The sequence below is a fragment of the Stenotrophomonas sp. 22692 genome, from assembly GCF_052045015.1.
Taxonomy (GTDB): Bacteria; Pseudomonadota; Gammaproteobacteria; order Xanthomonadales; family Xanthomonadaceae; genus Stenotrophomonas; species Stenotrophomonas geniculata.
This window is the reverse complement of sequence record NZ_JBQEMR010000002.1, coordinates 467393-483889: the sequence shown is the minus strand read 5'-3', so window position 1 is coordinate 483889 and position 16497 is coordinate 467393. Positions and strand designations below refer to the sequence as shown.

General features: G+C 66.8%; 15 protein-coding genes. 8 read left to right on the top strand and 7 right to left on the bottom strand.

What is annotated here, in order from left to right:
- Positions 1-279: 279 nt before the first annotated feature.
- From prpE to ACTJJM_RS04570, 3 genes are all read left to right on the top strand, one after another.
- Positions 280-2160: a propionate--CoA ligase gene (gene prpE, locus ACTJJM_RS04580; protein WP_440865176.1), complete on the top strand. Its 1881-nt coding sequence runs from the start codon at positions 280-282 to the stop codon at positions 2158-2160.
- A 193-nt stretch (positions 2161-2353) separates the two neighbouring features.
- Entirely contained in the window at positions 2354-2857 is a 504-nt protein-coding gene (locus ACTJJM_RS04575) for a hypothetical protein (protein ID WP_010483966.1), read from the top strand.
- Between the two features lie 47 nt (positions 2858-2904).
- Positions 2905-3960, top strand: coding sequence for a suppressor of fused domain protein (locus tag ACTJJM_RS04570; RefSeq protein WP_019337044.1), 1056 nt, complete (start codon positions 2905-2907; stop codon positions 3958-3960).
- 67 nt (positions 3961-4027) lie between these two features.
- Here ACTJJM_RS04570 and ACTJJM_RS04565 read toward each other — a convergent pair whose 3' ends face one another.
- From ACTJJM_RS04565 to ACTJJM_RS04545, 5 genes are all read right to left on the bottom strand, one after another.
- Entirely contained in the window at positions 4028-4639 is a 612-nt protein-coding gene (locus tag ACTJJM_RS04565) for a glutathione S-transferase N-terminal domain-containing protein (protein WP_043401403.1), read from the bottom strand.
- A gap of 84 nt (positions 4640-4723) precedes the next feature.
- Positions 4724-5182, bottom strand: a complete 459-nt coding sequence (locus ACTJJM_RS04560) for a cell wall hydrolase (RefSeq protein ID WP_004154513.1) — start codon at positions 5180-5182, stop codon at positions 4724-4726.
- A gap of 298 nt (positions 5183-5480) precedes the next feature.
- The gene (locus ACTJJM_RS04555) at positions 5481-7511 is read right to left on the bottom strand and encodes an NADPH-dependent 2,4-dienoyl-CoA reductase (protein ID WP_125437313.1); all 2031 of its coding nucleotides are present in this window, start codon (positions 7509-7511) and stop codon (positions 5481-5483) included.
- Positions 7512-7612: 101 nt separating this feature from the next.
- The gene (gene yczE / locus ACTJJM_RS04550) at positions 7613-8245 is read right to left on the bottom strand and encodes a membrane protein YczE (protein WP_019337047.1); all 633 of its coding nucleotides are present in this window, start codon (positions 8243-8245) and stop codon (positions 7613-7615) included.
- A gap of 173 nt (positions 8246-8418) precedes the next feature.
- A complete protein-coding gene (locus ACTJJM_RS04545) occupies positions 8419-9438 on the bottom strand; it encodes a zinc-binding alcohol dehydrogenase family protein (protein ID WP_126559605.1) in 1020 nt (339 codons plus the stop codon).
- Positions 9439-9795: 357 nt separating this feature from the next.
- On the opposite strand from ACTJJM_RS04545, the gene ACTJJM_RS04540 reads away from it, so the two are divergent.
- The 4 genes from ACTJJM_RS04540 (at position 9796) to ACTJJM_RS04525 (ending at position 12865) form a co-directional block, all read left to right on the top strand.
- Complete coding sequence (locus ACTJJM_RS04540) at positions 9796-10887, top strand: OmpA family protein (protein WP_010483958.1); 1092 nt, start codon at positions 9796-9798, stop codon at positions 10885-10887.
- Between the two features lie 220 nt (positions 10888-11107).
- On the top strand, positions 11108-11614 hold the full coding sequence (locus ACTJJM_RS04535) for a hypothetical protein (protein ID WP_010483956.1): 507 nt from the start codon (positions 11108-11110) through the stop codon (positions 11612-11614).
- A gap of 20 nt (positions 11615-11634) precedes the next feature.
- Entirely contained in the window at positions 11635-12444 is an 810-nt protein-coding gene (locus ACTJJM_RS04530; RefSeq protein WP_029379898.1) for a pseudouridine synthase, read from the top strand.
- Positions 12445-12529: 85 nt separating this feature from the next.
- On the top strand, positions 12530-12865 hold the full coding sequence (locus tag ACTJJM_RS04525) for a hypothetical protein (protein WP_005412356.1): 336 nt from the start codon (positions 12530-12532) through the stop codon (positions 12863-12865).
- Between the two features lie 118 nt (positions 12866-12983).
- Here ACTJJM_RS04525 and kbl read toward each other — a convergent pair whose 3' ends face one another.
- Positions 12984-14192, bottom strand: coding sequence for a glycine C-acetyltransferase (gene kbl, locus ACTJJM_RS04520; protein ID WP_049412614.1), 1209 nt, complete (start codon positions 14190-14192; stop codon positions 12984-12986).
- Positions 14193-14397: 205 nt separating this feature from the next.
- Here kbl and ACTJJM_RS04515 point away from each other — a divergent pair, with 205 nt between their 5' ends.
- Entirely contained in the window at positions 14398-15093 is a 696-nt protein-coding gene (locus ACTJJM_RS04515; protein WP_010483951.1) for a TorF family putative porin, read from the top strand.
- Between the two features lie 119 nt (positions 15094-15212).
- On the opposite strand, the gene tdh is transcribed toward ACTJJM_RS04515, so the two are convergent.
- The gene (gene tdh, locus ACTJJM_RS04510) at positions 15213-16235 is read right to left on the bottom strand and encodes an L-threonine 3-dehydrogenase (RefSeq protein WP_010483949.1); all 1023 of its coding nucleotides are present in this window, start codon (positions 16233-16235) and stop codon (positions 15213-15215) included.
- Positions 16236-16497: the final 262 nt, after the last annotated feature.

Genomic DNA, 16497 nt, shown 5'->3' with positions numbered 1-16497 from the left:
TCCATGGGTGAGGGCGCTTCGCTTGCGAAGCATTGCTTCGCAAGCGCCCGAACGCCCAGCCGCCAGCGGCTGGGCCGGACTGGGGATTCACGGCGTCCCCCGCAACTGGACCCAGCCCGCCAACCCTCAGGAAACCCGCTTCTGCTGTTGCTTCGGCTTCTGCGGGTGCAGGGCTGCAAAGCCCTGCAGAACAAACCCACCCCCTACCAAGGTAGGGCGGCCCGCGCGCCAGCGCCGGACTATCCTCGAACCCATGACTTCGTCTGGGAGGGCTGCGTCATGAACTACGAGGAAACCTACCGTCGCTCGATCGACGAGCCGGAGGCCTTCTGGGGCGAGGAAGCCAAGCGCATCCATTGGCACAAACCGCCGCAGCAGGTGCTCGACTACAGCAATCCGCCGTTCCGGCGCTGGTTCGTCGGCGGCGAAACCAATCTCTGCTACAACGCCGTCGACCGCCATCTGGCCGAGCGCGCCGACCAGCTCGCACTGGTCGCCATCTCCACCGAAACCAACAGCACCCGCGAAATCACCTATCGCCAGCTGTATCGCGAAGTGAACGACTTCGCCGCCGTGCTCAAGCACCTCGGCGTCGGCCATGGTGACCGCGTGGTGATCTACATGCCGAACATGGCCGAAGCCGTGTTCGCGATGCTGGCCTGTGCGCGCATCGGTGCGGTGCACTCGGTGGTGTTTGGGGGCTTCGCCGCGCACAACCTGGCGCTGCGCATCGACGATGCGAAGCCGAAGCTGCTCATCGCCGCCGATGCCGGCATGCGCGGTGGCAAGCTGATTCCGTACAAGCCGATGGTTGACGCGGCCTGCGCCGAAGCGGCTTCGCCGCCACCGCATGTGCTGATCGTGTCGCGCGGGCTGGATGCCGCCGAACCACGCGTGCCGGGCCGTGATGTGGAGTACGCCACGCTGCGTGCGCAGATCGGGGAAGTCGATGTGCCGGTGCAATGGCTGGAAGCAAGCGAACCGAGCTACCTGCTGTACACCTCCGGCACCACCGGCAAGCCGAAGGGCGTGCAGCGTGATGTCGGTGGCTATGCCGTGGCGATGGCGCAGTCGATGGAGACGGTATTCGACTGCAAGCCTGGCCAGGTGATGTTTTCCACCTCTGATGTCGGCTGGGCTGTCGGTCATTCCTACAATGTGTACGGCCCGCTGATCGGTGGTTGCACCTCGCTGCTGTACGAAGGGCTGCCGACCAATCCGGACCCGGGCATCTGGTGGGCACTGTGCGAGCAGTACAACGTGCGAACGATGTTCTCTTCGCCCACCGCCATCCGCGTGCTGAAGAAGCACGACGCAGACTTCATCCATCGCCACGACCTGCGCGCGCTGAAGTACCTGTTCCTGGCCGGTGAGCCGCTGGATGAACCGACCGCGCACTGGATCAGCGAAGCGCTCGGCAAGCCGATCATCGACAACTACTGGCAGACCGAAACCGGCTGGCCGGCACTGACCCTGCTGCCGGGCCTGGAGATGAAGCCGGTGCGCTTCGGTTCGCCGGGTTTCCCCAATCTCGGCTATCGGATGAAGGTGATCGACGAGAACACCGGTGAGGAAGTCGCACCGGGGCAGAAGGGCGTGCTGGTGGTGTCGCCGCCGTTGCCGCCGGGCTGCATGAGCACGGTGTGGAATGATGACAACCGCTTCCTGCAGAGCTACTTCAGCCACTTCAAGGAACTGCTGTACAGCTCGCTGGACTGGGCGATCCGCGATGATGATGGTTACACCTTCATCCTCGGCCGCACCGATGATGTGATCAACGTGGCCGGGCACCGCCTGGGCACGCGCGAGATCGAGGAGGCCATTTCCAGCCATCCGCGCGTGGCCGAGGCTGCCGTGATCGGGGTCAAGGACGAACTGAAGGGGCAGGTGCCGCTGGTGTTCGTCACCCTCAAGCAGGGGCTCGATGGCGAGGATCCGGCGCCGGTGGTGGCCGAGATGATGGCGACGGTGACGACTTCGCTTGGTGCGGTAGCGCGCCCGGCGCATGTGCACGTGGTCAATGCACTGCCCAAGACCCGTTCGGGCAAGCTGCTGCGGCGCTCGTTGCAGGCGTTGGCCGAACAGCGCGACCCGGGGGACCTGTCGACGCTGGATGATCCCAGCGCGCTGGAGGAAATCCGCCGCGCGCTGGGCCGCTGACCTGCTTCTGTAGAACCGAGCCGATACTCGGCTCCGCATGCCTTGCCAAAGCAGCCGAGCATGGGCTCGGCTCTACAGGGGAGGCCGTTGCTGCACCGCAGCTTCCTCCCTGCAACCGGTGCGCTAAGCTCGGTTGCAGGGGAGCGTGCCCGCCAGGGCGCGCCGGCATTGCGCATCGAGGGAGGGGGAGGCAATGGCATTGCTGCACGCCAAGACGGCGGCTGGCCGTCAGGAAATCGAAGACCGTGGCCGGCGCTTGCCGGCGGCACTGCGTTCGATCCTGCTGATGGTCGACGGCCATCGCGATGACACTGAATTGCGCGGCCTGTTCGAAGGCCTGCGTGCGCCGCCCGACGCACTGGAGCAATTGTCAGCGCAGGGCCTGATCGAAGTGATCGGCGGAAGTGCCGAGGTGACACCGCTGCGCGGCATCAGCACCGGGCGCGAACAGGACCCGGCGCTGTACCAGCAGCTGTACGACGCGATGAGCGAGGCGGTACGCCGCCACCTGGGCCTGAAGGGCTACTTCATGCAGTTGAAGATCGAACGCTGCACCGATGCGCTGGCGCTGGAACGCCTGTGCCCGGAACTGCTGGCGGCGGTGGGCAAGGCGCGCAGTCCGGCGCTGGCGCAGCGCTGGTGGCAGGAAACCCAGGCTGCCGTGGTCAATGGTGGTGGCGAGGTCGTGCAGGCCTGAGCCACCGCGTAAAGTGATCGGTTCACTTCCCCCACAAGGAGTCCCGCGTGCAGGACGACCACGACGACACCGACACCCCTGGCTGGGACGCGATCAATGCGGCGCTGGCGCCCCTGTATGCCGGGCAGGAGCCGCGTCACTTCGGCACCGCGCTGCCGTACACGCTCGGTGGCCAGGATCCTCTCGATGGCATCAGCGTGTACTGGGCGGATGCGCCTGTACCCCACTGGCACTACATCACTTATGGCTTCTCCGAACTGTATGCCAAGGAGAGCAGTGATGCCGCCACCAGCGGCTATGGTTTCGAGCTGACCTTCCGCCTCGCTGCCGACGCCGGTGAGAACGCCGGCAGCACCCCGCCGGTGTGGCCGATGAACCTGCTGCAGAACCTGGCGCGCTATGTGTTCGGCAGTGGCAACGTGTTCGAGGACGGTCACCATCTCAATGCCAACGGCCCGATCGCGCTGGAGACCGGCACGCGCTTGTGCCATCTGGCCTTCGTCGCGGATCCGCAGTTGCCCGCACGCGACACCGCCAATGGCCACCTGCAGTTCCTGCAGCTGGTCGGGCTGACCGATGAGGAGATGGAAGCGGTCAAGCGCTGGTCGACGCGCGGCGTGCTGCAGGCGCTGCAACCGGCGATGCCGCTGTGGATCAGCGACCTGCATCGCGGCAACCTGCTGGAGGAACCGGCGCTGGCCGCACAGGTGCAGGCCGGCAGCGAGCGCGAGGGCTCCAGTACCGGCATGTTGTTCATCGAGACACTGGATTGGCGGCAGGAGGCGGGCGTCACCACCCTGGTGCTGGGGGCCGGCCAGGTCGCCAGCGTGTGCGAGCTGCTGCCGCTGCGCCTGCGCCACGGCAGATCGCTGGAACTGGTCAGCCGCGAGCGGCAGTGGGAGTTCGTTCCGGCCAGGGGCGGTGAAGTGGGCGACGTCTCCGCCGACAACGCGCGCTGGGCACTGGACGAGGCGGGATTGCAGGCTCTGGCGGGCGTGCGTGCCGAGCGCGGTATCTACCCGGTGGTGGAGGCGCTGTGCATCGAAGTGGTGCCGACCTACCTGCGCGATGCCAAGGGCGAAGTGATCCGCCAGATCGGCTGATCACGCTGCTGGAACCGAGGGGGTCAGAGCCGCCTGCTGCGCAGACGGATCCGACCCCAGGTCAAGATCAGGCCAGGCCTTCAGCCTTCAGCGCGGCCTGCACGCCGGCGTCGGCATCCATGCGCGCCTTGTAGGCGGCCAGGTTGTCCAGGCCGGACAGGTCGACCTTGGCGCCGGCGGCCCAGCGCAGGGTGATGTAGAAGTACGGATCGGCGAAGCTGCGGAAGCCGGCCAGCCACGGCTTGTCGGCCAGCTGCTTGTCGGCGGTCTCGAACAGGCCACGCAGGCGCTTGTGCGCGGCGGCGCGGATCGCATCGAACTGGCTCTCGTCGGCGATGAACTTGCCCGGCGCGAACAGCGGCGAGAAGGCCGGATGCACATCGGAATTGACGAAGGCCAGCCAGCGGGTGGCTTCGGCGCGCTGGCGCGGGCTGCCATCGCCGCCGAGGCCGGCCTGCGGGTAGGTGTCGGCGATATAGCCCATGATCGCGGCGTTCTGCAGCAGCACGAAGTCGCCGTCGACCAGTGCGGGGACGGCACCGGCCGGATTGATCTTGAGGAATTCCGGCCCCTTCAGGGTGTCCTTGTTCAGCAGTTCAACCTCGAACGGCTGGCCGGTCCACTGCAGGGCGATGTGGTCGGCGGTGGAACAGGCACCGGGCTTGCTGTACAGCTTCATGGGAACTCCAGGTGATGCGGGCGGGAAACGCCCACTATCCCAGAGCCTGCCCGCGGGCGGCAACGCTGCCGCCAGCACGGATCGTTACGACTGCCGCGGCTTGAGGTTCTGCACCTTGTAGAAGGTGTGATCGCCGATGGTGGCCACCTGGTACGCATTGCGCCAGTTCGGGCTGGCGATGGACAGCGCGGCGAAGTGGCTGGCACCGGGCACGATCTCGCGGCGCTCGCCGGCCGGCAGCGCCCAGTTGCGCTCGGCGTCGAAGGCCACGTTCATCGCCTCGCTCCAGGCCGCGTCGTTGCCCAGCTGGGTACCGGGGGAGACGATGGTCGGTGCGAACTGCTTGCGCGCGGTGACCACCTGGCACATCGAGTCGCCCCACAGGCCACTGTCGAGACGGCGCAGGGCGACCTCGGCGACGGCCTGCTGGCCCCGCAGGGTCTGGTCGCGGGCTTCCAGGTAAACGGTGGTGCTCAAACACAATGAATCAGCGGCCGGCTGCGGCAACAACTGCGACAGCCAGAGAATCCAAGCCAGTTTCATATAACTCCTTGCTCCGTGTGGGCCGCACCCTCCGGTTCCTGCCGCGGGGGCGACAGGAGGCGGGGTACGACTTGGCGTCATGGGGAGGCGGCCATCGGGGCCGCCCCGTGGGCAGCCCCAAAAGAAACGATCAGTACCGATCGAGGGGGCTGCGCCGGCTCACCGGAAACTGGCTGGTGAGCGGAAAGATGGCGCAAGGTAGGGGGGGATAGCCGAACGCATCGTGAACCGTGCGGCTTGACATTCAGGTTCGGCAGGGGTGACGGAAATCACATTCCGCCCCCCATTCAGGCCCTCATCAGAGCGCAGCGGCGACCCGGCTGCCCTGGTCGATCGCCCGCTTCGCATCCAGTTCGGCGGCCACATCGGCGCCGCCGATCAGCTGCGCGTTGATGCCGGCGGCCTGCAGTTCGGCCTGCAATGCGCGGTTCGGTTCCTGCCCGGCGCAGATCACCACATGGTCGACCGGCAGCAGCTGTTCGCTGCCTTCCACGCGGATGCGCAGGCCCTCGTCGTCCACGCCCAGGTACTCGACGCCGCCGAGCATGCGCACGCCCTTGGCCTTCAGCGTGGCGCGATGGATCCAGCCGGTGGTCTTGCCCAGTCGCGCGCCGGGCTTGCCCGGGCTGCGCTGCAGCAGCCACAGCCGCCGCGGTGATGCCTCGGCCTGCGGCCTGGCCAGCGAGCCGCGGGCCTCGAACGTGCTGTCCACGCCCCATTCGGCCATCCAGCGCTGCGGGTCCAGCGAGGGAGACTCACCGGCGTGGCTAAGGAACTCGCCGACATCGAAGCCGATGCCACCGGCGCCGATGATCGCCGCATTGGTGCCCACTTCGACCCGCCCCAGCAGCACGTCCAGATAGCTGACCACCTTGGCGTGGTCGGCGCCGGGGAAATCGACCTTGCGCGGGGTGATGCCGGTGGCCAGCACCACCTCGTCGAAGCCGGCCAGGTTGGCGGCGTCAGCACGGGTGCCGAGGCGCAGCTGCACGCCGGTCTCCTGCAGCGTGTGGCGGAAGTAGCGCAGGGTCTCGTAGAACTCTTCCTTGCCGGGGATGCGCTTGGCCACGTTGAACTGCCCGCCGATCTCCTCGTTGGCATCGAACAGGGTGACCTGGTGGCCGCGCTGGGCAGCGACGGTGGCACAGGCCAGGCCGGCGGGGCCTGCACCGACCACGGCAACCTTCTTCGGCGTAGTGGTGGGGCGGTAGACCAGCTCGGTCTCGTGCGCGGCGCGCGGGTTGACCAGGCAACTGGCCAGCTTGTTCTCGAACACGTGGTCCAGGCAGGCCTGGTTGCAGGCGATGCAGGTGTTGATCGCCTCGGCGCGGCCGGCACGGGCCTTGTTCGGCCACTGCGGGTCGGCCAGCAGCGGCCGCGCCAGCGACACCATGTCGGCGCCGCCATCGGCGAGGATGCGCTCGGCGACGTCGGGCATGTTGATGCGGTTGGTCGCCACCAGCGGCACTTTCACATGTGGCTTGAGCTTGGCGGTGACCCCGGCGAAGGCAGCGCGCGGCACCGAGGTGGCGATGGTCGGGATGCGCGCTTCGTGCCAGCCGATGCCGGAATTGATGATCGTTGCGCCGGCCGCCTCGATCGCCTGCGCCTGCTGCACGATCTCTTCCCAGTTGCTGCCGTCGTCCACCAGATCCACCAGCGACAGGCGGTAGATGATGATGAAGTCCGGGCCGCAGGCCTCGCGGATACGGCGCACGATCTCCACCGCGAAGCGCATGCGCTGGCGCGCGTCGCCACCCCAGGCATCGGTGCGCTTGTTGGTGCGCGGGGCGATGAACTCGTTGATGAGGTAGCCCTCCGAGCCCATCACTTCCACGCCGTCGTAGCCGGCCTCGCGGGCCAGCTTCGCGCTGCGTGCGTAGTCGGCGATATGGCGCTCGACGCCGCTGGCCGAGAGCGCGCGCGGGGTGAACGGGTTGATCGGTGCCTTCAGCTTCGACGGCGCCACCGACAAAGGGTGGTAGGCATAGCGGCCGGCATGCAGCAGCTGCAGGCAGATCTTCGCGCCGTGCTGGTGCGCGGCGGCGGTGAGCTGGCGGTGCGGGCGTACTTCCCACGGCCAGGACAGCTTGCCGCCGAACGGCTTCAACCAGCCCACTACATTCGGCGCGAAGCCACCTGTGACGATCAGGCCGACGCCGCCCTCGGCGCGTTCGGCGAAATAGGCCGCCAGCCGCGGGAAGTCGCGGGCGCGATCCTCCAGGCCGGTGTGCATCGAGCCCATCAATACGCGGTTGCGCAGCTGGGTGAAGCCCAGGTCCAGCGGGGCGAACAGGTGGGGATAGGCGCTTTCGTTGGCTGGCGACATGGTCGATACGCTTGCGTACGGAAGCGCGAAGCGTGCCGCGAAACGGCGGCCGGAGCAAGGGCTGGCGAATCGGTAGCGCCGGGCCATGCCCGGGGACGCGGCTACCCATGGCCGCGCTGTGCGCTCGCCGGGCGCGGTCCGGGCATCGGCCGGCCAATCCCGAACCAGCCCAGCGTCATTCCGCACAGCGGCCCGATCAGCAGGGCGAAGGCCAGCGTGCCGAGGCCGACATTGCCGCCCAGCCACCAGCCCAGCAGCAGCACGCTGCCCTCGATCAGGCTGCGCACTTTCCAGATCGGCCAGCCGGTACGGGCGTGCAGGCCGGTCATCAGGCCGTCGCGCGGGCCAGGGCCCAGCTTGGCGCCGATATACAGGCCGGTGGCCAGCGCGACCAGCAGCATGCCGGCGCAGAACATCGCCAGCTGCCAGCCCAGGCCGACCGCCGGCGGCAGCAGCCACAGCCCGAACTGCGCGGACGGGCCGATCAGCATCACGTTGAGCACGGTGCCAACGCCCGGCTTCTGCCGCAGCGGCCACCACAGCAGCAGCACCAGCGCACCGATCACATTGGTGGCCAGCCCGAACGAGAGCGGCGTCTGCGCGGCGATGCCCTGCGACAGCACGTCCCAGGGCGCCACGCCGATGGCGGCACGGATCATCAGCGATGCGCCGAAGCCGTACAGGAACAGGCCGGCGATCAGTTGCAGCATGCGCAGGGGCAGGGCGGTGGGCATGGCGGTCTCGGGGGAGGGGGATCTGTTCCCACCGTAATCCCGATCCAGTCACTTCAATAGATACAGATGCCGACCAATCCGCCGCTACAGGCGGAATCTGTAGAGCTGAGCCCATGCTCGGCTGCTTTGCCTGGCACCACCAGCCGAGCATGGGCTCGGCGCTACATGACGCGTCAGTCGCCCCAGCCTGCCAGCGCCAGCTTGCCCACCGTGCGTCCGCCGGCCAGGCGCTGATGCGCGATGTCCAGATTTGTCGCATTGATCGGGCCCAGCGTCTCGCTGAGGGTGCCGCGCAGCTGGCCGGCATCGATCATGCTGGCCGTGCGGCTGAGGATGCGGTGCTGCTCGATGCAGTCGGCAGTGGCAAAGCGCGAGCGCGCGAACATGAACTCCCAGTGGATGCCGATGCACTTGGCCTTGTAGGGATCGCCGATCCGCAGCGGCCCACGTGGCTCGACGATCAGGCCGACGTGTCCCTGCGGCGCCAGCAACAGGCCCAGTTCGTCCCAGTAGTGATCGGTGTCGGCCAGGTTGAGTGCGACCTGCACCGCGTCGATGTCCAGCGCCTGCAGCTGGGCCTGAAGCGGTTGCCGGTGGTCGATCACGTGCCGGGCACCCATCTGCCGGCACCAGTCGGCCGAGGCCTCGCGCGACGCCGTGGCGATCACCTCGAAACCCGCATGGCGGGCCAGCTGGATCGCCATCGAGCCGACCCCGCCCGCACCGCCGATCACCAGCAGGTGCTGGCCGGCGTGGCGGCGATCGTCCAGGCGCAGGGGCATGCGCTCGAACAGCAGCTCCCAGGCGGTGAGCGTGGTCAGCGGCAGCGCTGCGGCCTCAGCGAAATCCAGCGTGGTGGGTTTGCGCGCGACCAGGCGTTCGTCCACCCACTGGTACTGCGCATTGCAGCCGGGGCGGGTGACATCACCGGCGTAATAGACCTCGTCACCAGAGGCGAACAGGCTGGCCTCGTCGCCGATCGCCTCGACCACGCCGGCGGCGTCCCAACCCAGCACGCGGGGCGCCTGGAGCGTGGCCGGATCCGTGCTGGCGCGCTGCTTGCCATCGACGGGGTTGACCGAAACCGCCTCGACCCGGACCAGCAGGTCACGCCCCCGGGGAGGCAGCGGCGGGGGCAGGTGGATATCGCACAGGGCAGGGGCGGATTCACGACTCAGGGCGACGGCTTTCATCACGGCTCCGGCTGGGTTCGTGGCTCCATCATAAGGTTCCTCACCTTTCCGCAAACACGCTGAACCGTGTGATGCAGTACGTTGCGCAATATGTCGTTTTCCCCGCCTAAACCCCGTCAAACCCTTGCAGCGTGAGGGTCTTGCGGATTTTCATCATCCTGTATAGGGTTTCAACGTCGGACCGGTGGACGGTCGGGCGCAACACTTCACATGTTACGGGACTGTTAACATGGCCTTCACCCGCCTGAGCATAATGTTCGCGGCGGTGGCGTGCTGAATCGGCTGTCGTACATCGACGCACTTGTGCTGGCCCATGCCTCTACCGGTTTCATACCCCCGAAATAGGAGCTGTACTCAATGAACAAGAAGATCCTTACTGCCGCGCTGCTGGGCGGCCTGGCTTTTGCCCAGGCAGCTTCGGCGCAGGAGTTCGATGACCGCTGGTACCTGACCGGTTCGGCCGGCTTCAACTTCCAGGACAGCGACCGTCTGACCAATGACGCTCCGTTCGTGACCCTGGGCCTGGGCAAGTTCATCAGCCCGAACTGGTCGCTGGACGGTGAGCTGAACTATCAGAACCCGAACTTCGATTCGAACAAGGACCTGAACTGGTCGCAGTACGGCGTCTCGCTGGACCTGCGTCGCCACTTCATCAAGGAAGGCCGCGGCTGGAACCCGTACATCGTCGGTGGCCTGGGCTACCAGAAGTCGGAAGAAGAGTACCCGGCGCTGAATGCCAATGGTCCGCGCCAGCGTAAGGACGGCAACGTTGCCGCCAAGCTGGGCGTCGGCCTGCAGACCACCTTCGAAAAGCGCGTTGCTGTCCGCGCCGAAGTGGCCTACCGCGCTGACTTCGACGACCAGAGCGTTGCCGCTCCGAAGGAAGACTGGTTCGGCGACGTGCTGGCTTCGGTCGGCGTCGTGATCCCGCTGGGCCCGGCTCCGGTCGCGGCTGCTCCGGCTCCGGCTCCGGTTGCCCCGAGCTGCGCCGACCTGGACGACGACGGTGACGGCGTCAACAACTGCGACGACAAGTGCCCGAACTCGCAGCCGGGTCAGACCATCGGTCCGGACGGTTGCCCGGTGCCGGTCTCCATCGACCTGAAGGGCGTCAACTTCGACTTCGACAAGTCGAACCTGCGTCCGGACGCCGTGGCGATCCTGAGCGAAGCCACCGAGATCCTGAAGCGTTACCCGGATCTGCGCGTTGAAGTTGCCGGTCACACCGACTCGAAGGGTACCGACGCTTACAACCAGAAGCTGTCGGAGCGTCGTGCTACCGCCGTGTACAACTACCTGACCAAGAACGGCGTTGACGCCGGTCGCCTGGTCGGCCCGATCGGCTACGGTGAGAGCCGTCCGATTGCTCCGAACACCAACCCGGATGGTTCGGACAACCCGGAAGGTCGCGCCAAGAACCGTCGTACCGAGCTGAACGTCCAGAACTAAGTTCTGACGCTCTGCCTGTAGGACACAGCAGGACCCGGCTTCGGCCGGGTCTTGTTGTTTCTGCGGCCCGGAATCCGGGTATCTACTGCTACGCAGGCAACCGTTCGTCGGGTTTTTGTTCGTAAAACCAATGAGTTGCCGTATTCATTGAAAGTGGCGCTTGAAAGCTGTCGCGGCATTGCTAAACTCGCCGCGTCACTTCCTTTCCTGGATGCCCTTCATGCTGCGCTCTGCATCGGCCGCCTTCCTGGCGCTGGCCCTGGTTCCCGCCGCCCACGCTGCGGTCGATTGCTCGGTCAACACCAGCGCCTCGCCGCTGCCGTTGCCGGCCACGACCATCGCGCCGGTGGCCGACGAGCTCTACATCCGTGGCAACCAGCTGGGCATGCCGGCCGGTGTGCTGAGCAGCAACTACGATCCGTCGCAGTCGCTGGACCAGGTGCTGCAGCGCCTGCGCATCGATGGTTGCCAGAACATCGCCAAGGCCATTCCGAGCGCCCCGGCGGTGAAGCCGAACGATCCGGCGGCCTACAAGCCGCAGACCGAATTCGACAACACGCCCTGGCGCTTCGACATGAGCCAGAACGGCAAGCGCATGACCGCTGAAGAGTTCGATGCCTGGATGAAGGCGCGTGGCGTGCGTGTGGTCAAGGCACGTCCGGCTCCGGCCGCCACCCCGGCTCCGGCCGAAGCACCGGCTGAGACCAAGCCGGTCGACAAGAAGTAAGCGCCGCGGGGAGCAGAGGCTTGCGCACGCGCCGCCCGCCTGCCGCCCCCGCCGCCCGCTCCCACGCATCGCGTGGGCGTGCGATTCCCGCTGCCACAGCCGCCGGTGTCCGTCATGGCCTGGCGCGCGTGCTGTCCAAGGCCGGCGTCTGCTCGCGCAGCGAGGCCGCGCGCTGGATCGCCGAGGGCCGCGTACGCGTCTCCGGCCGCATCGTGCGGGATCCCGAGTTCCCGATTGGCCAGCCGGCGCCGCCGATCGAGGTCGATGGCCAGCCGATGGGTGCGCCTCAGCGCCTGTACCTGATGCTCAACAAGCCGCGCGGGGTGGTGACCACCGCGCAGGACGAGCGTGGCCGCGACACCGTCTACCGCTGTTTCGATGGCGCCGGGCTGCCGTGGATCGCGCCGGTCGGGCGCCTGGACAAGGCCAGTGAAGGCTTGTTGCTGTTCAGCAACGATCCGCAGTGGGCGGCGCGCCTGACCGACCCGCAGACCGGGCCGGACAAGACCTACCACGTGCAGGTCGACCGCCTGCCCGATGACGCCACGCTGGCGGCCCTGCAGGCCGGCGTGGAGGACGAGGGTGAGTTCCTCGTTGCCCAGGCCGTGCGCGTGCTGCGCAGCGGCGACAAGACCGCGTGGCTGGAGGTGGTCCTCGACGAGGGTCGCAACCGCCACATCCGCCGCCTGTTGGCGGCCTTCGACCTGCAGGTACTGCGCCTGGTCCGGGTCGCGATCGGCGGGCTGCAGCTCGGCGATCTCGGCAAGGGGCAATGGCGGATGCTGGAGGTCAGTGACCAGCAGCGGCTGGGGGCCGCTGCACCGGGCTGATTATCGCCCGCGGCCGGCGGTTGCCGGCCACCGTTCCAGGCGTAGGGGGCGCCTGGTTGCTGAATTTCCCGAACGGAGCCTGCCCATGTACCACCCGACCCTCAACCAAACCCTGCGCTGCGCAGGCCTGCTGCTGCCGATGGTGCTGCTGACCGCCTGTGGTGGCCACAAGAAGGTGGCCAAGGCGGAAACGCCGGCTGAAACACCGGTGGTGGAAGTGAAGACCCCGGAGCTGGATGGCCGCGGCAGCTACCGCTTCCTGATGAGCAACGGCGACAAGAAGATGACCGCCGATGAGTTCGATGCCTGGATGAAGGCCAACGGCATCCGCGTTGCCAAGGGCAACGGCCAGGACGCTGCCGCCAAGCCGGTGGTGGTGGCCAGCAAGGACGAGCCGAAGGGCAAGAAGAAAAAGAAATGACGCGCGTCGCGCGTCATTTCGGTAGCGCCGGGCCGTGCCCGGCGAGCGCATAGCGCGGCTATCGGGAAACCGCCGGGCATGGCCCGGCGCTACCCGTGGGGATCCGACCCCGGGGCGATCAGCCCTTGATCACGCCCAGCTCTACACCGATGCGGGTGAACGCATCGATCGCGCGGTCCAGATGCTCGCGGCTGTGCGCGGCGCTGATCTGGGTGCGGATGCGCGCCTGGCCCTTGGGCACCACCGGGAAGAAGAAACCGATCGCGTAGATGCCTTCTTCGAGCAGGCGCTCGGCGAACTTCTGCGCCAGCGGCGCGTCGTACAGCATCACCGGGCTGATCGGGTGCACGCCCGGCTTCACGTCGAAACCGGCAGCGACCATCTTTTCGCGGAAGTAGCGGGTGTTCTCCACCAGGGTGTCGCGCAGGTCGTCAGCGGCGGCCAGCATCTCGAATGCCTTGATGCCGGCGGCAACCACATGCGGCGGCAGCGAGTTGGAGAACAGGTAGGGCCGCGAACGCTGGCGCAGCAGCTCGATCACCTCGGCGCTGGCGCAGGTGAAGCCGCCCAGTGCGCCGCCCATGGCCTTGCCCAGGGTGCCGGTGATGATGTCGATCTTCTCCAGCACGCCCTTGACCTCGGCCGAGCCGCGGCCGGTGGTACCGAGGAAGCCGGTGGCGTGGCACTCATCGATGTGCACCAGCGCGTTGTACTTCTTCGCCAGCGCGGTGATTTCGTCCAGCGGCGCGATGAAGCCGTCCATCGAGAACACGCCGTCGGTGGTGATCAGCTTGGTCTTGCAGCCGGCGGCATCGGCGGCCTGCAGCTGCGCTTCCAGGTCGGCCATGTCGCAGTTGGCGTAGCGGAAGCGCTTGGCCTTGCACAGGCGCACGCCGTCGATGATCGAAGCATGGTTCAGCGCATCGGAAATGATCGCGTCGTTCTCGCCGAGCAGCGGTTCGAACAGGCCGCCGTTGGCGTCGAAGCAGGCCGCATACAGGATGGTGTCCTGCTTGCCGAAGAAGTCGGCGATCTGCTTCTCCAGCTGCTTGTGCAGGTCCTGGGTACCGCAGATGAAGCGCACCGAGGCCATGCCGAAGCCGTGGGTATCCAGCGCATCCTTGGCGGCCTGGATCAGGTCCGGATGGTCGGCCAGGCCGAGGTAGTTGTTGGCACAGAAGTTCAGCACCTTGCGGCCGTCCTCGAGGGTGATCTCGGCCGACTGCGGGCTGGTGATGATCCGTTCGGACTTGAACAGGCCCTGGGCGCGGATGGCGTCCAGTTCCTCGGCGTAGTGGCGGGTCAGGGCGGAGGAAGCGTCGGTCATGGCGTGGGCACGGCTCTGAACGGGGAAACCGCTGATTCTACCGGGCATCGCCGCGTGCCGACCGGCCCGGCGGGGCATCGCCACGGCCGGCACATGTTGCATCGCAATAGCAAACTGGTTAAAAATTCGTGAACCGGAGCTGTCCCGCTCCGGCCGCTACGCCTGCTCCCCGCCTTCCACGCCACCGCCCCCACCGGAGACGCTCATGAAGCATGCCCGTGCCTGCCTCGCCATTGCCGCTGCCCTGACCCTGGCCGCCCCGTTCGCCGCCAGCGCCCAGGAAAACGAATCGCCGTACAGCTGGAACGTCACCGCCGTTTCCGATTACCTGTTCCGTGGTGTGTCGCAGACCGACGAGGATCCGACCCTGCAGGCCGGTTTCACCTACACCAGCCCGGTTGGCCTGTATGCCGGCGTGTGGGGTTCGGGTGTGGACTTTGGTGCGGGTGACCCGAAGACCGAGGTCGATTACCTGATCGGCTACGGCGTGGATGTCACCGAGCGCGTGAACGTCGATGTGCTGTTGAACCGCTACACCTACCTGAAGTCCAGCCACCAGAACTACAACGAGCTGATCACCACCACCACGCTGGATGACACCTACAAGCTGACGGTGGCCTACACCAACGATGTCTGGAACAGCAGTACCGATGGCTGGTACTTCGGCCTGGGCGGCAGCTGGGGCCTGCCGAAGGACTTCACCCTGAATGCCAACGTCGGTCGCAGCACCTTCGAGGACGGCATCGCCAAGGACTACACCGACTGGAACGTCGGCGTCGCGCGCCAGTTCGGCCTGTTCAACGTCGGCCTGGGCTACTACGGCACCGACGGCAACGGCCGCGACAACTCCGGCAAGCTGGCCCACAGCCGGGTGATGCTGAGCGTGGCCGTCGGCAAGTAACGCCGCAGGCGTTACGGTAGGTGCCAGGCTTGCCTGGCACGCATTGGAAAAAGGCGCCCATCGGGCGCCTTTTTCATTCCGGTGACGCCGGGCATGGCCCGGCGCTACCGTGGGGCGGATCAGTTCCAGCTCAATACCACTTTGCCGGCCTTGCCTTCTTCCATCAGGTCGAAGCCCTTCTGGAAATCGTCGATCGGCAGCTGGTGGGTCATCACCTTGCCGAGCGGGAAGCCGGACAGCACCAGCTGGGTCATCTTGTACCAGGTCTCGTACATCTTGCGGCCGTAGATGCCCTGCACGGTCAGGCCCTTGAAGATGATCTTGTCCCAGTCGCAGCCGGCGCCCTTGGGCATGATGCCGAGCATGGCGATCTTGCCGCCGTGGTACATGCAGTCGAGCATGTCGTTGAACGCACGCGGGTTGCCGCTCATTTCCAGGCCCACGTCGAAGCCCTCCATGTGCAGTTCCTTCATCACGTCCTTCAGCGACTGGTTGGCCACGTTGACCACGCGGGTGGCGCCCATGTCGGCGGCCAGCTTCAGGCGGAAGTCGTTGACGTCGGTCACCACCACGTTGCGTGCACCGATGTGCTTGCAGATGCCGGCGGCGATGATGCCGATCGGGCCGGCACCGGTGATCAGCACGTCCTCGCCGATCACGTTGAACTCCAGCGCACAGTGCGCGGCGTTGCCGTACGGGTCGAAGAACGCAGCCAGCTCCGACGGGATCTGGTCCGGGATCGGCCACAGGTTGCTGGCCGGCATCACCATGTATTCGGCGAAGGCGCCGTTGACGTTGACGCCGATGCCGACGGTGTTGGGGCACAGGTGCGGGCGGCCGCCACGGCAGTTGCGGCAGTGGCCGCAGACGATGTGACCTTCGGCCGAGACGCGCTGGCCGATTTCATAGCCGGTCACGGCCGAGCCGAGTGCGGCGACGCGACCGACGAATTCGTGGCCGATGGTCAGGCCCGGCTTGATGGTGCGCTGGCTCCACTCGTCCCACAGGTAGATGTGCAGGTCGGTACCGCAGATCGCGGTCTTCTCCAGCTTGATCAGGACCTCGTTCGGGCCCGGGGTCGGAACCGGAACTTCTTCCAGCCAGATGCCCTTGGCCGCTTCGCGCTTGACCAGGGCCTTCATCGTTTGCTGCGCCATCGGGGTGGAACTCATCAGGGGGAAAGCGCGGATTATAGGGTGCCGCACGGATTTCCCATGTTGCGCTGCGGGTGCAGTGGTGGAACGAAAGGCGTGCGCCGGCGGGCATTTCGAACGTGGCCGCTGCACTCGCCGGGCATGGCCCGGCGCTACCGTCCGAGGCCAGGCAATTGTCGGGAGACGGGAGGCCAGGCCGATGCAGGACCGTGAGCGCCATGGATGGCGCGATCGAGCCCCATGGGTGAGG

Coding starts and splice junctions, on each gene's coding strand:
- prpE (WP_440865176.1), top strand. CDS start 280: ATGAACTACGAGGAAACCTACCGTCGCTCGATCGACGAGCCGGAGGCC.
- ACTJJM_RS04575 (WP_010483966.1), top strand. CDS start 2,354: ATGGCATTGCTGCACGCCAAGACGGCGGCTGGCCGTCAGGAAATCGAA.
- ACTJJM_RS04565 (WP_043401403.1), bottom strand. CDS start 4,639: ATGAAGCTGTACAGCAAGCCCGGTGCCTGTTCCACCGCCGACCACATC.
- ACTJJM_RS04560 (WP_004154513.1), bottom strand. CDS start 5,182: ATGAAACTGGCTTGGATTCTCTGGCTGTCGCAGTTGTTGCCGCAGCCG.
- ACTJJM_RS04555 (WP_125437313.1), bottom strand. CDS start 7,511: ATGTCGCCAGCCAACGAAAGCGCCTATCCCCACCTGTTCGCCCCGCTG.
- yczE (WP_019337047.1), bottom strand. CDS start 8,245: ATGCCCACCGCCCTGCCCCTGCGCATGCTGCAACTGATCGCCGGCCTG.
- ACTJJM_RS04545 (WP_126559605.1), bottom strand. CDS start 9,438: ATGAAAGCCGTCGCCCTGAGTCGTGAATCCGCCCCTGCCCTGTGCGAT.
- ACTJJM_RS04540 (WP_010483958.1), top strand. CDS start 9,796: ATGAACAAGAAGATCCTTACTGCCGCGCTGCTGGGCGGCCTGGCTTTT.
- ACTJJM_RS04535 (WP_010483956.1), top strand. CDS start 11,108: ATGCTGCGCTCTGCATCGGCCGCCTTCCTGGCGCTGGCCCTGGTTCCC.
- ACTJJM_RS04525 (WP_005412356.1), top strand. CDS start 12,530: ATGTACCACCCGACCCTCAACCAAACCCTGCGCTGCGCAGGCCTGCTG.
- kbl (WP_049412614.1), bottom strand. CDS start 14,192: ATGACCGACGCTTCCTCCGCCCTGACCCGCCACTACGCCGAGGAACTG.
- ACTJJM_RS04515 (WP_010483951.1), top strand. CDS start 14,398: ATGAAGCATGCCCGTGCCTGCCTCGCCATTGCCGCTGCCCTGACCCTG.
- tdh (WP_010483949.1), bottom strand. CDS start 16,235: ATGAAGGCCCTGGTCAAGCGCGAAGCGGCCAAGGGCATCTGGCTGGAA.